The 14,720-nt window shown below is 57.1% G+C and carries 9 protein-coding genes; 4 read left to right on the top strand and 5 right to left on the bottom strand.

Annotated elements, in window-relative coordinates:
• Positions 1-738 precede the first annotated feature (738 nt).
• The 3 genes from H8E27_12195 to H8E27_12205 all read left to right on the top strand — a co-directional run bounded on the left by H8E27_12195 (position 739) and on the right by H8E27_12205 (position 5,985).
• Complete coding sequence (locus tag H8E27_12195) at positions 739-1,854, top strand: hypothetical protein (GenBank protein ID MBC8326374.1); 1,116 nt, start codon at positions 739-741, stop codon at positions 1,852-1,854.
• Positions 1,855-1,883: 29 nt separating this feature from the next.
• Positions 1,884-3,032, top strand: coding sequence for a hypothetical protein (locus H8E27_12200; GenBank protein ID MBC8326375.1), 1,149 nt, complete (start codon positions 1,884-1,886; stop codon positions 3,030-3,032).
• A 466-nt stretch (positions 3,033-3,498) separates the two neighbouring features.
• Positions 3,499-5,985, top strand: coding sequence for an FAD-dependent oxidoreductase (locus H8E27_12205; protein ID MBC8326376.1), 2,487 nt, complete (start codon positions 3,499-3,501; stop codon positions 5,983-5,985).
• Between the two features lie 502 nt (positions 5,986-6,487).
• Here the strand turns inward: H8E27_12205 and H8E27_12210 are convergent.
• From H8E27_12210 to H8E27_12220, 3 genes are all read right to left on the bottom strand, one after another.
• Positions 6,488-7,948, bottom strand: a complete 1,461-nt coding sequence (locus H8E27_12210; GenBank protein MBC8326377.1) for a hypothetical protein — start codon at positions 7,946-7,948, stop codon at positions 6,488-6,490.
• 22 nt (positions 7,949-7,970) lie between these two features.
• A complete protein-coding gene (locus H8E27_12215) occupies positions 7,971-9,551 on the bottom strand; it encodes a c-type cytochrome (protein MBC8326378.1) in 1,581 nt (526 codons plus the stop codon).
• An 83-nt stretch (positions 9,552-9,634) separates the two neighbouring features.
• A complete protein-coding gene (locus H8E27_12220) occupies positions 9,635-10,573 on the bottom strand; it encodes a hypothetical protein (protein MBC8326379.1) in 939 nt (312 codons plus the stop codon).
• Between the two features lie 247 nt (positions 10,574-10,820).
• Here H8E27_12220 and H8E27_12225 point away from each other — a divergent pair, with 247 nt between their 5' ends.
• On the top strand, positions 10,821-11,456 hold the full coding sequence (locus tag H8E27_12225; GenBank protein ID MBC8326380.1) for a hypothetical protein: 636 nt from the start codon (positions 10,821-10,823) through the stop codon (positions 11,454-11,456).
• Between the two features lie 80 nt (positions 11,457-11,536).
• On the opposite strand, the gene H8E27_12230 is transcribed toward H8E27_12225, so the two are convergent.
• Together H8E27_12230 and H8E27_12235 are read right to left on the bottom strand one after the other, a co-directional pair.
• Complete coding sequence (locus H8E27_12230; protein MBC8326381.1) at positions 11,537-12,466, bottom strand: hypothetical protein; 930 nt, start codon at positions 12,464-12,466, stop codon at positions 11,537-11,539.
• Positions 12,463-14,718 carry a sel1 repeat family protein gene (locus H8E27_12235; protein MBC8326382.1) on the bottom strand — a complete coding sequence of 752 codons (2,256 nt, stop codon included), beginning with the start codon at positions 14,716-14,718 and terminating at the stop codon, positions 12,463-12,465. The genes H8E27_12230 and H8E27_12235 overlap by 4 nt, the downstream gene beginning before the upstream one ends.
• Positions 14,719-14,720 lie beyond the last annotated feature (2 nt).

Raw genomic sequence — 14,720 nt, forward strand, 5'->3', positions numbered from 1 at the left:
AACGCGCACTGCCAAGGACGTGAGCATGGCGATGTATTCCAAAGGCTTCGCGTGGAGGTGGAATGCAATCTATAAATCGCCTATTGGGTCCGCCCATCTCCGATATAACCTTTCCGTTTATTTTCCCAGGCTTCCCGACTTCCTCCAATCCCATCGTCAACCTTCCTTCGCTGCTCCTCGGGAATTTTATTTTTCGGATCCGGTTTTGTGTGGGGAATTGTTCCTGAAAAGGATGGGGGTGGGGTTGATTTTTTTGATAAGTAATCCAAAGACACCTTTGGGTGTCTTTGGATTTGGCTCCGGAGTTTCTTTTTGACCAAAACCCATCCTTTTCCATTAGGATGTGCCTTCAAGACCTTACCCGATTGCTTAGCGGCAGCTTGTGCTTCTTTGTAATCTTTGAAATACACTGTTATTATTCTTTCCACTCTCGGGCATGGGTGTCTTGCCAGTCGTCAAATCTCAACTGATGCTGGGGTCAGGTTACGTTTGGGTGCATGGAACGCAACAATCAATTAACCGCTCCGCCGCTTGGATTAGGATCAGACCGGAACAAACGACGAAGCGATTAGTGCATGAATTAAAGGCCGAAGAATTTAACGTCGTCGTATTTCATCAACAGCATTGCTTTCGAATCTTGTTTGACCTGGGAACCCAGCACGCGGCTCCAGGTTTCAAAGAGTTGTTTATTTTCTTTGTGACGATTCACTGATCTCTGGCACTGCTTAACGCGCTGTGATGCTTAAAGCCGTGAAAGAGGAGGAAGCCGTCCTGAAGGCTTGGTGGGCCTGCCGCAGCAAAATCCTGCGCAAACTCGAACATCATCTCTACACCGGTGACGCGTTTAAAAAGGAAGAAATGGAGCCATTGGCAAAAGAGTTCGGCTGGTTGAACGCCAAGGCGGGACTCATTGAAGCCCGTGCATTTGCCGAGGTGGAAGATACTCTGACCCATGCGCAATGGAGGCATCTCCGATCGCTGCGGCAAAACCCCGGCCTCGCCTCCAAGAGTGGGCAAAACCGCAAACGCGGCCGACTTCCCGGGCTCAGCCGTGAACTGGCAGCGCAATATGAAGACCTCTACGCAAAGGCGTTCACTTGGCTGACTGGAACCATGAAAGACAACCAAACCATTCCGCTGGGTCAACCGGCGCAGTTTTTTGGTTTTGTTTCCATTCGGCACAAAAGCGGCCATGGCGCCAGCCGCGGTAAAATCTACAAGCAATTTGCCAACATGCTGAACGCTCACCAACAAACAATCGTGACCAGTGCGATGAAAAAACTTGGGCCACAAACCGAACACTTTATTGCCAAGCGCGATGAACTGTTGGTGGAGATGGCCAAACTGCGGAGTCAGCCCGATACCTTTGATGCCGCCAAATACAAGGCCATGGCGACAGAGCTGGGGCTCATTGAAATCCGCTGCGGCATGACCGAAGCTCGGGCGTATCACTTGATTCGAAAGGGCATGACCCCAAAACAAACACAACAAATGATGGCCATCCGTTCCGAATACATTCTCGATCAAAAAACCATGGAGAACATGACGCTCGCCCAGAGAGGGGCGGCCATCTATAACCTTTGTGCTGCCTGTCATTCCAACACGCTAATTGCTCCGGACATTAGCCTTGTTTTTGAAAGCTCTGTTGCTTCAGCCGTGGGCTATGAATATTCTCCCGCCATGAAACAGATGGCGCAAGGCGATGCGCGTTGGTCCACGGAATTACTGGATCAATTTTTGGCAGCACCAACCAAGACTGTGCCCGGCACGAAGATGGGCTTTCAGGGACTGTTGAATGAAACCGATCGTCAGGCGATTATCAGTTACCTCAAAGCATTGAAGGCTCAGAAATAACTACTCCATTTATGAAATCTCTTTGCTTCCTGTTTTTGGCCCTGTTGTGGGCCGGGCCGTTGCACGCGCAGCAGCCTTCGGAAAAACAACTGGCTGACTGGCTGAAGCGCTTTCCTGCGGCGGACGCCAATAAGGACGGCCAGTTGACGATTGCCGAAGCCAGCGCGTTTCGGGATCAACTCAAGAACGGCCGTGCGCAGGCGCAACGTGGTGCGCCCCGTCAATTTACCGTGGATCCCGGCTGGGCCAAGGCGCCGGAGTTTCCCAAGCACGCGTTGATGTACCAGAGCCCGGCGGAGCTGAAGAAGCGCGGCCCCATCCGTAGTTTCCCCAAGACCGAAGGCGTGCTCCGAATTGTCGGCACAGGGCACAGTTTCATGATGCCGGGCTATCGCACATTGCCGGCCATCTGCAAGGCGGCGGGGTTTGAGCAGCCGCTGCATCTGCACACCGGCGGCGGCATGACCGGCAGCACGCGTTACAAGTGGGAACAGGAAAACGGCATCTTCCAATTCGACCAACGCCCGCGCCCGGTGCTGTTGCCCTCCATCGCCAACGCGAAATGGGAGGCCATGATGTGGGGGCCGTACTTCAATGATCGGCCGGCCTATTATCTGTGCTGGATGGATTTTTGTCTGAAGTACAATCCGGGCATGAAGTTTTATCTCTCCGACGCCTGGCCACAGCTCTACCAACTCGGCCCCAATCCGCCCAAGAGCGAGCAAGCGCTCACGGCCAAGGTGTGGCAGCGGTTGGGCAAACAAAAAAATGTGCAGTCCAAGCAACTGGTGGACACATTGAACAAAAAACATCCCGGCACGGTGTTCATCATGCCGACCTCCGATGCCATGGTGTTGGCGGCCGAATATTATTTGCGCGGCGAATTGCCCGGAGTGCAGGGCCTACACAAATCCGTTGGCGGGAAGGACCGCTCTCTTTGGCGCGATCGCCTCGGCCATCTCGGGCCGGGCTTCGATCGGCTGGAAGGTTATGTTTTCTATGCCACCCTTTATGGCCGCTCGCCCGAGCTGATTGAAGGCGATATCGCGTTCGGCGGCGACAAGGAATTTCCCAGCCGCGCCCTCGACCGCACCTTCCGCAAGATCGCCTGGCAAGCCGTCATCAACCACCCGCTTTCCGGCGTAACAGATCAGGACGCCGACGGGGTGGGGGATTGATTTGGCCTGAACAGTTTCGGCGCGAGTATTGGATATTGGGGGCAAGGGGGATTTTGCCCCATTTTTGTATGACCGAGCGTTAGGTCGTCACGTACGATCTGTTCCACGCGTTTCACCTTTCCCATTTATTGCATGTCCGCGTGAGCAGTTACCGTTGCTCACGCCCCCAATTCACGAGCACCCTGTAAGGGTGCGGTATAGAGCCAACGTTTTACAGCGCCCCTACAGGGCGCGACATTGTGTTGCCGTTGTCCCCGGGCTAAAGCCCGGGGCTACAATTGCTGAACCACTGCGTGGTTCAACCAGTGGTTTTTTCGCCCCTCTCCCCCTCTCCCCCTCTCCCTCTCCCCCTCTCCCTCTCTGCCCTTCTGCCTCTCTGCCCTTCTGCCTTTCCCCGCCCCGGCACGTGCGCATTTGCTTTGATTTCGATTCATTGCCCGTCAAAATACGGCAACCGATTTCTCGTATGAAAACACTTTGCATCATTTGGTTGGGCCTTGTTGTGGCACTCGTTTGGCCAAGCGCTCTGCAGGCGGCGGAGTTGGAAACTGACCTGCTTGTGGTCGGCGGGACGGAGAGCGGTTGTGCAGCGGCAGTGCAGGCGGCTCGCATGGGGGTGAAACGGATTGTGCTCGTCAACGACATCGATTGGCTGGGCGGCCAGTTCAGCGCCGAAGGGTTGGGCGCGATCGACGAGAATCGCGCGCACGGTTACAACGGCAAAGTGCCGATCCCGCGCTCGGGAATTTTCCGCGAGGTCATTGACGCCATCGAGGCGCGTAACGCCAAGTTGTACGGCGGCATCCGGCGCCCCGGCAACACGCGCGTGATCACCACCAGTCGGCCCAAGGAATCAGAGGCGGTCTTTCGCGAACTGCTCGCACCGTACGAACAGACCGGCCAACTGCGACGGGTTTCGCATTATCGATTGGAGAAGGTGCTGGTCGAAAATCACCGCGTTTTGGGAGCGGTGTTTCGATCCAACACGACGGACCAGACCCTGACGGTGCGGGCGCGGTTGACGATTGATGCCAGCGATTGGGGCGATGTGATTCAAGGCAGCGGTGCCCAATGGAATGCCGGGCAAGATGCTCAGGCGAAATACGGCGAGCCCAATGCGCCGGCCAAGGCGGAGCCAAGCACCGACCTGAATCCCATCACCTGGTGCATGATTCTTGAGGAGCGCCCCGAGAAGACGCTGTTCCCCAAACCGGCCGGCTACGACCCGCATTATTTCAATAAACTCTGGGGCTGGATCGGCGAGGACTTTGCCTACACCACGCGCCGGCTGGTCGATGGGCACGGCTTCAAGCAGATTGATCACCCCGATATTCTGCTGATCAATAATCCGTCCATTGATTATCCGCTGGATGTCTACCCTGCCGCTGTCGCCGCCGCGCTGGAAGCCACTGAGCCGGGGGCCTCCAAAAAAAACCTCGTGGCCATGACGCCGCGGCAACGTGAGATTGTGTTCGCCGATGCGCGCCGGCATACATTGAAATATTATCATCATCTGCAAACGAATTTCCCAAAGTTTCAATTCATGGCGCGCAGCGAGGAATTCGGCACAAAGGACAAGCTGCCGCCCAAGCCGTACATTCGCGAAAGCCTCCGGCTGGTGGCCCGGCATGTGGTGCGCGAACAGGAAGTAACGGGCTTCGCCAGCCGTTCCGGCTACGCCACCACGATGTTTCCGGACGCGGTATTTTCCTGGCAGTTCGAGATGGATTTCCACCCCACCCGCCGCGCCTGGACCACCGATCAAGGCGAGCGCGGTCCGTGGGAAGCGGTGTTCCGCGGCAACCGCCGATTCGGTCGCGGCGGCACGGGGCGTAGTGTGTTTCCGCTGCGCGCATTGGTGCCGCAAGGCGTACACGGCCTCTTGGCCGCCCAGAAAAACCTCGGCTACTCCAGCATCGTCGGGTCTTCCTGCCGCTTGCATGATCAATCCATCCACGCCGGGCAGGCCAGCGGCGCGGTGGCCGCCGTCAGCCTGCGTCATCAGATGGATCCCGCCGATCTGCCGTTCCAACGTCCACACCTCGCGGAAATCTGGAGGGGCCTCTTGGAGGTGAAAACCGGCGCGCCATTGGCGATTTGGCCCTTTGCAGATGTCGATCCGTACGACCGCAACTTTGTCGCCATCCAACAACTGGCCCTGCGCCGGCTGCTGCCGTTGACCGCCACCGAGACCTCCTTTCGCCCGGATCAACCCGCTTCGCCCGTCTGGATTTCAGCCGTAGTCGCCACCGTGAACAAGGCGGGATACAAGCCGCCGCAGATCACCGTGACCCGGACGGAAAAACGCCGGAACATTGCGCGCCTTGTTTGGGATCATATCCGAACCCAACCTCTCCCCACCCGCAAGCGGCAATCGAAAACCGATGCGGATGGCGACGGCATCCCGGATACCGCCGACCCGCTGCCCTTCACCGCCGGCTGGAAATCCTGGAAACGCGATTCTACAAGTGACGGGTTGCCCGATCCATTACCGACCGGCACCAAGGTGATTCGGGCGATCAATTTCACCACCAAAACCGGCAACACACCGGCCGATTTCATCAATGACATCGGCGGCCGATTCAACAAACAAACCGGCTTCGGCTGGCAACGCGACCTCACCGCTAGCACGCGGCTGCGGACGGTCGACAACAACTCTCTGCGCAGCGGATTCATCTTCACCCGCAGCCATGACGTGTGGGAATGCGTCCTGCCCAACGGCCGGTATTGGATCGAGCTTTCGATAGGCGACGCGGATCACGAACAATTCGGCCAAAACGTCACCCTCGAAGGCCAGCCCGTGCACCGTAACCTCACTACCGCCAGCGGATTCTTCGCCGAGAAACGGCTCCCCGTGGAAATTCAGGATGGCAAGCTCACCCTCGAGATCGGCCTCAAAGACAGCAAAACCAACACCTGCATCAACTGGCTCCGCATCCAGCCCCGGCCCTAACCGCAGCGGGAAACCACAAGAGGGACGAGGTGGAACTCGTCCCTCCCGGGAGGGGCAAGTTCCACCTTGCCCCATTTTATTTACTCGACGGGCTCAACAAACATTCCATTCCGCTCACACCCACAAACCGCCGCGTAGTGACGGGGCAATTATAGCCCCACACTTCAGTGTGGGGTAAATGCCCGTAAACACAAAGCACCCTGCAAGGGTGCGGTATAGAGCCAACGTTTTACAGCGCCCCTACAGGGCGCGACATTGTGTTGCCGTTCTCCCCGGGCTAAAACCCGGGGCTACAATTGCTGAACCACTGCGTGGTCCAACCAGTGGTTTTTTCTCTTCTCCTCCTCTCCTCCTCTCCTCCTCTCCTCCTTTCCCGATTAACTCTCCGCGCCTCCGCGTACGCATAAAAAAACCCGCACTGTTTTGTGCGGGTGAAGGTTGATGGTACGGCGGGGTTCCAACCTGCCGCGGCGCGCTGAGACAGCGCGCCCTTCCTAGGCGATTATTTCGGAATTTCGTTCAGCGTGTAATACGCATTCGGGTGCAGGAGTGGAAGGCCGTCCTTGGAGCGGATGCCGCCGGACACGAGATGGTGCACGTGCCCTTTCACGAGGCCTTCGACCTTGATGTGGACGCTCTTGTTGTCCGCTGCCACCGTGGCGGAGGTGACCTTGGGCGTCACGTGGTCGACTTCCGGACTGCCGTAGCTGGATTGCAGAATGTAGGTCCACGCTTTCATGGAATAGCTGGCCACATCGCCGGCGGTCTTGGGATCGACCTCGTGGGTGAAGGTCAGCTCGAAGCCGTCGGGTTTGGCGCGCATTTCATGGATTTCGAACGGCACTTTACCGGTCCAGGTTACGCGATCGAGCGCGAACCGTTTGCCGCCGCGGGCGCCCCAACCGCGATCGCTGCCGCCCACGAAGAGGGCGCCGCTGGGATCGTAGTAGGAGGGAATGTTGCCCGAGCCGAAGCCGGTCATGAACAGGATCGCCGCGCCTTGATAGACGCCGTTGACCTTTTCCAACACCACGCGGCTGACGTTTGAGTGGCTTTGATCACTGACAAGCAGTTGATTCTTGAACGGCCCAAACTTGTCGTTGTTGGCGAAGGCAAACCCGCTGGTGGAATTGCCGAGCTTGGCGTGCGGCAGCACGCAGGCCGGCGGAACGTATTCCTTCACACGCTCGCGCTCCACGGGGATGCGGCTTTTGCTGTTGGGCACCACGGGCGGGTTGGGGCCCATGTGCTTTTTCACGAGCGGCAGATCCCACCACTTGTAGCTGGCCGGATGGCTCTGAAACGAGCCCGCCTTCAGGTGCTTCAACGAGCTGGAGCCATTCCACGGGCCCTGGTTGTCCGAGTAAAACACATCGCCGAGATGGTTCAGACCAATGCCGCCGGGGCTGCGAATGCCGCTAGCGGTGGGGATCATCTCGCCTTTCTTGTTCACGCGCACACACCAGCCGCGGTAAGGAGTGTTGCTGTTGAAGGAACCGGTGAGACACAGGACCACCCACATGTTGCCTTCGGGATCAAATTGCGATCCAAAGGCGTACTCGTGGTAATCGCCGTTGATGCCCCAGCCGTCGGTGAAGGTTTCAAAGACATCCGCACGACCGTCGCCGTCCTCGTCCTTGATGCGCGTTACTTCGCAGCGTTGCGTGGCGTACAGCCAGCCGTCGCTCCAGTGAATACCAAGCGGCTCGTGCAGGCCACGGGCAAAGAGCTTCACCTTCATGTCGTCCGCCTTGCCGAGCGGATTGCTAACGGTGTAGATATCGCCGCGGCGGGTGCTGACAGCGAGGTTGCCGTTGGGCAGCATGGCAATGCCGCCGGCTTCGAGCACGACCTTTTCCGGCAACGGCACGCGGGTGAACTTGTAGTAGTCCTCCTGCTTCGGCTGAGCCTGAGTGGTGAAACCGGCCAGCAGCAGGCCGGCGATCAGTGTAAGTTTTTTCATCATCAAATCTCCTTAAACAGTTTTAGTTGAGGTCCCATTCGTATTTGGCGCGCAGGATGGCCTTGCCATCCACAATCACGGGCACCAGCAGTTCCTTGCCGTTGGCGCCATCCCGCAGGATGGGCGCGTCCGGACTATCGATTGTGAGCTTGAGGTTCTGGCCCACCTTCCAACTGTTGCCCTGTTTCTCAATGAACCCGTCGGCGGCGGCGAGATAGTAGTATTTGCCGCTGCCAGTCAGGGTGAGTTGACGGGTAAAGGCCGGCAGAGCGCCGGCCTCGGGAGTCACGTAATCTTCAATCACCGTTTCGCCCGCGGTGTACTTGAACACCGGTCGGCGGCCTTCCACGAGCCGATACCCCCGGAACCGCAGGCCCTTGGCGCGATCATCATCGTTGTTGCCCAGCTTCAACTCCGGCCACGGAGCCTTCTCATCAGGCAACACGGCAATCGCCTGCGCGCGCTTGAGCTTGATCAGGTAATGGCCGCTGGGCGGCTGGAATCCCTGCCCGCGCCCGTTCCAGTGCTTGGCGCCGTCCATAAACGCGCCGTGCCAGGTCATCACAATATTCAGCGCGTTGGCATCGAAACAAATGTTCACGTTTTCCGGATAGCCCACACCAATGCCGCGTGGGGAGGCGCCTTGAATGAAGTTGCGATACATCACCGCCTCATTGTTCTCCGGCACAATCGGGTTGCCGGTGGCGATGGCCGGCTTGTTGCCACCACCCTGCGGGGCGGTGTTGTGGGCCAGCTGCAGTTTCTTGATACCGGGCCCGGACATATCGAGCGAGAGATGTTCGCCGCCACCTTTCTCAAAATACTCAATGCGGATCAGATTCACACCGGCATCCAGCGTGGCCGTGCCGTTTTTGTTGACCACTCCGTGCACACCGTCGTTGACCACCACGGGCACGCCGTTGACCAACAACCGCGAACCGTCATCCGAACCGAGGTTGAAGGTGTATTTGCCTTTGGTCTTCACCTCGAGTTCGCCTTCGATTACCAACCCGAAATTATCCCGGGTCTCGGAAAGATTGGTATCGGCGATCCCGCTGTCCGCTTTGCCGGATTTCACCGGCTTCAGCTTCTCGAAATCAGGCAGGTTACTCCAAGACCCGTTGTAGACGCGGTACTGGAATTTCTTCAGCGCCCCCTTGGCCACAATGCCCGCACCGGCCGGAGCCGTTCCGTCACTGAGACTTTTCACATACGCAACGAGCGCCTTCATTTCCTCGTCATTCACCGCAGGCGGCGGCGGCATGGGTGCCGCGGCACTTTTCACCACCTTGGCAATCGGATTACGGATGGATTCAATGAAGTAGGCCTCATCGAACTTGGCCTTGGCATCCTTGCCGCCAAATCCGAGGGTGACCTCGCGTTCCTGCCCCCAGAAATTGCCTTCGAATTTCGGCGCTTTCATTGCCACGCCCGCGAGCGCCGGCGGCCCGCCATCCACCTGATGGCAGGTGAAACAAATCTTGGCCTGAAAAAGCGCTTTGCCTTGAGCAATTAAATCCGCATTCGCAGCCGAGATATTTCCGGTCAATGCCACGACCGCCAGCACGGGCAGTCCCCAACGAGAAACACATTGTGAGTTCATTTTTAAAATAGTCTGCGCACAGTGTGTCGGTGCACAGATTTTCGCGCAAGCACTCAGCGGTGGCGCGGAGCAATTAGGACTCCTCAATTTGAATCCGCATTCAAAAGCGGTGGCTCCTTTTTCCCGCGCAAGCAAAGCCAACGAATAAACCAAAAAGCTCCCAACGGTCCAAGCAACAACCCCAGCGCAATGACAAAAATTGTGGCAAGTATGGGGTGTATCATCGAATCCACCCATCCATCCAGCGCGAGATGAACGCCGCCCATAATTTTATTTTTGGCCAACGCCACCGCTTCCGATTCGGAAACCCCGTCGGCCTGAAATGACCCAATAACTTTCGCCGCTTCGGTGTCAGTGAGATTGCCCTTGAGTTGTTCATCCCAAATAAACTCGATTGCCTTTTCCGTAAACCAATTCTCGAAAAAGTTGCCATTGGTTTTTTGTTCCACCACCACCAACGCCCGTTCGCGCACGGCACGTTCTTTGGATTGAGCTTGGGAAGCGGTTTTGCGCAACAGAGTAATCGCCTGGCCAAGATCACGCTCCAGCAATGAAGTACCATTGGCATCGGTTGCCAAGCCCGCGAGCCGCCACACCATAATGGCGGAATAAGTATTCACGACCGCCTTTTCAAATACTTCCCCCTGGCGCGCACCTTGTTTGATGGCACGACCCCCACCCCAAATACCCAGCCATGAACTGGACCCCAAACTCAATGTCCCCACCATTAGCACCGGCCACAGCCAACGCACGTATTTGTAGCCGCCCCACGGAATATCCATCCAACCGCGGTCGCGCAGTGCGCGCCACAGGAAAACCCCCGCCGCCACGCCCACCACAAAGCCCAGCCCGCCCCACAGGGTACAATGCCAAACCGCCTTGAGCGCCAGCTCGCCAAAGCCTTTCACCGCGTCCCAAACCGAGTTAAGGGCTTGGTTTGCCAACGACGATTCTGCAGCTGTCGTCACGCCGACGACGCCTGCAATCAGCAAAAAAACAGCCCAATGACGAAACCGGTTCATCCCGCTTTTTGCCATCCCAAGCCGGTCAACACAAGAAACATATGTAAAACACACTAAAAACCCTCACAAAACAAGGTCTCTTCTGTAATTTAAGTTTTGTAGAAAAAAAATTTATAAAGTATATTGACAAATTCCAGAAAAACCATACTCTCTTTGCGCCCTAACTAAAACAGTTAGGCTAAAAACGTCTGAAAACTATACTAGACACAACCAAATACCTCATACTATGACAAACAAAAAATGGACCATGAATTCTCTGACCCGAGAAGATTGGGATTTCTCATGCTACAAAAACCTGCCGAGCTCCGCCATCAGCCGAATCTACTTATGGGAACTGGATCGCGAACTGGGCAGCGGCAAAGGCCCCTTTGCCAAAGATCCCGCCAATAAAAAATGGCTGGCTTCTTTGAGCAAGGGCAATGACTACACCGCATTGCCAAATGCCCCTGTGGTGTCCAGCAGCGGCACCACGCACAAAACCCGCGGCGGTGATGCCGTGGCAGCGAGTGGCGGCAATACGCTTCATGTTTTCCAAATCAACTGGAATTGCAGCCACGGCGAACTCGTGGAGGCATTCTCGGATTGGTTGGAATTTGGGCACGGCACGCCGTACATCACGTTCCCGACCAACACCCACGGGCGGCCGCGCCAGCAGTACGCTATGCTGGAAAAGGTGGCCATCCACCGCTTCCACAAAGTGGGCTACTCAGGCGGCCCGAAGTTTTTCCGGGAGAATAAAAAGGATGCTTTCCGACGGAACCTCAAACGCATCAACTGGACACTGGCGCAGCGCGAAATGAATCTCCATTTCAAGCATCGCACCAAGGAGTTGGCCCGGCTCAGCAAGGCAGCCGGCAAAAATTGGAAGAGCTTGCTCTACTAAACAACTAATCAAACAAACCCAACGCACACGTGCGATGAGTTTAAACCCCGCCCCTTTGGGCGGGGTTTTTTGTGGACTGGTCATTGAGCGATGCGCGTCACTTTCCTGCCCTCTTCATAAACTGATTCGCGGCGCTTGCCGCCTTGCGGGTAAAATAAAATCAGCGTGCCCGTGCCCTTTGACAATTCTGATGCCACAGTGCCTCCAAGCTTCCACGAAGTAGCCCGCACCAGCCGACCGCGCTGGAAAATGGCATCCACCATTCGTTCGCCGTTGGGGTACCACTCCACAAATCGACCGTTGATTTTGCCCTTCGAATAATCCGCCTCCATCAACGGCGCGCCACCGGTGTACCACGACCGAATGAGCCCGTGGCGTTGGCCATGAATCATGCGACCTTTGAACCGAATCCCTTCATCAAAATAATCATAGTCGCCATGAAACGGCTGGCCCGTGGCCGGGTTCACGTAGAGCCCCGATGCTTGCCGAACGGGCGGGCCGGCCGGCAATGGAACGGCGGCGCGAGGTTCCCTCCCCCCAATGGATCCCTGGGGAGCGCCGGGCACTTGCACTCCATTGCGATAGGTTTTTTCGCTTTCGCGGGTGCCGTCGGGGTGGAAAAGTATGAGCGTGCCGCTACCGTTCACGACGCGACTGCCTTCGGTGCCATCGGGTTTCCAAGAGGAGGCTGAGATGATTTTCCCGTCCTGCCATTCCGCCACTGCGCGGCGTTGGGTGCGGGTGTACCATTCCTCAAACCGTCCGTGCTTGCGGCCATTTTTGTAGCTCAACACATATTTCTGGCCCGTGGAGGGGTCAGTCATTGTGTTCACGCCGGTGTAAGGCTCGGGATCGCCCTTCAAGTAAACCAATCCGCCGCGCATCTCCAATTCACTGAGTGATGGCTTCGGCCCGGATGATAGAGCTCCGCATCCGGCACTCAAAATACAAACAGCGAACAAGACGCACAAAGCGGCAGAGGGCATCATCAATTGGATCATTCGATTCATTTTTTTCCTCCTGAATGGATTTTGATTTCTCCACGCTGCACATGGAGCTGAGGGAGCCAGGCATTGGCTTTGGCAATGGCGGCTTGGCGTTGGGCCGGAATGAGTTTGGAAGCCAAGGCTTCCAATTGCCGGGCGGCGGCTTCGTGCCCACTCAAGGCGGCCTGACACCACCACACAAAAGCCTCCACTTCATTCGCATCCACCCCGCGGCCCGTGTGGCATAATCCTGCAAAATTATGTTGAGCCTCCGCGTGGCCCTGCCAGGCCGCTTGCCGGAAACTGCGCGCAGCCGCTTCCACATCCTTGGGCACGCCCTGTCCCGTCAAAAGGCGCACTCCCATTTCATTGAGCGCCTGGGGCTGGCCGAGCTGCGCGGCGCGTTGATACCACTTCACCGCGGCGGCCTCATCGTTTGGGGCTAATTGCACGGCGAGATTAAACATCCCGTCGGCATATCCGCCCTCGGCCGCACGGGTGAAATAGTTACGGGCGGCAAGGGCATCGCGCGCAGTACTTTCACCGAGCAGCAACTTGACCCCCAGTTGATTGGCCGCAGCAGCGTGGCCCTGATCGGCGGCTTGTTTGTAAAACTCAAATGATTTTTTATCGTTGAGTTCTTTGTCTCTACCCTGTTCGTAGCGGATCGCGAGCATGTGCTGCGCATCGGCCAAACCGCGGTCCGCCGAGAGCCGGACCAAGCGCAACGCTTCAGCCTCGTTTCGCTCCATTCCAAATCCAAACGCGAGACGAGCGGCGTGGAGAAACTGTTCTGCGGGCGGGGCATCCTCAGCAGGCGCGACCCCTTCTCCAAGCTCGCCCAGCCGGGCGGGCCAGCCATCGTTGAGGCGGGCAGAAAGTTTGGCATGAAGACCCAATGCACCCTTGGCAGTCTGATGATCTCTGGCAAAAGATTGATTGTCCTTATCGCGATTAAACTCCGTGAGTCGGGCGAGCCAGTGAAGTGCCAACTGAAAATTCTGCGGCACACCACGGCCTTCCTCGAAAATTTTGGATAATGCTAATTGCGCTTCCGCACTGTCGTTTTCCGCCGCGCGTTGGTACCACTTCACTGCCAGTGCAAGGTTGGGCTCCGTGCCTTGGCCGGTGTCGTACATTTCGCCCAATTCGAATTGCCCACGGGCATTGTCATTTTCCGCCGCGCGCCGGTGCCATTGAAAACGCTCTTTGAGATTGGCCGCTTTTTCCTCTTCGGTGTCGCCCGCATTTTTCAAACGCAGCCCCACGTTGTTTTGCGACACTGCGTTGCCACGTTCAGCCGCGCGCCGATAATGTTCAATCGCCTTATCAGGATTGGCCGCCCCCTCGCCGGCCCGGCCGTAGCCAATCATCCAGCCGATGTTATTGATGGCACCGGAGTTTCCCTGCGCGGCGGCTTTGCGATACCATTCCATGGCCAGCACATCATTTTGCTCCACTCCGTGCCCTTTGCTGTAACGCGCACCGATCATAAACTGCGCCCCGGAATACCCCTGCTCAGCACAGGGCCGTTGCCAGCGAATGGCTTCCAAGTAATCGCGACGGCCATGGCGTTGGCTCGCCCAAATGTTGCCCGCCAAATACATCGCCGCCACGCTTCCCTGCTCGCCGAGCGTCATCAGCTTGGGCAATGCTTCGCGGTATAGCTTGCGGGCCCGATCGCGATCGCGCCGGGCGCCAAGGCCATCCCAATATTGATCCGCCATTTCTGAAATTGAAAATGGATCGCCTGCCTTCGCGGCCTGTTCAAAAATTTTCAGCGCCGCGGTTTTGTCCATCTCCAATCCGCCCCAGCCGCGATAATGCAGCAGCCCCAACGCGCGCGCCGCCGAGGGATGACCCGCCTGAGCCAGCGCAGGTAAACCGGGCGCGGCGCGTTTCAATAGTGCATTGCTCTTCGTTTCATCCGGCTTTACCCCGATGCCAAAGCGATACATCATCCCTACTCGGAACAGGCCCAACGCATGACCGGTGGTGGCCGATTTATTGGCCCACTCAAACGATTGAGGTAAATCTACCGGCGCACCCTGCCCCCATTCCAGCAACCGGCTCAACTCATATTGCGCCAACGCATCGCCGGCCTTGGCTTTGGTTAATTCTGCTGCAAACTGTTCAGCCAATTGGGGAGCGATGGCCTTCAACTTGTCAGGCAACCCCGCGCCGCGCGTGGGCGCTTCGTTTGGAATAGGAGCATCCTGCGAAAAAATACTAACGGATAGGAAGCCCCACAACCCAAAGATGAATGCAAACCTCATAG

The sequence above is a fragment of the Limisphaerales bacterium genome (genome assembly GCA_014382585.1).
Classification (GTDB): domain Bacteria; phylum Verrucomicrobiota; class Verrucomicrobiia; order Limisphaerales; family UBA1100; genus JACNJL01.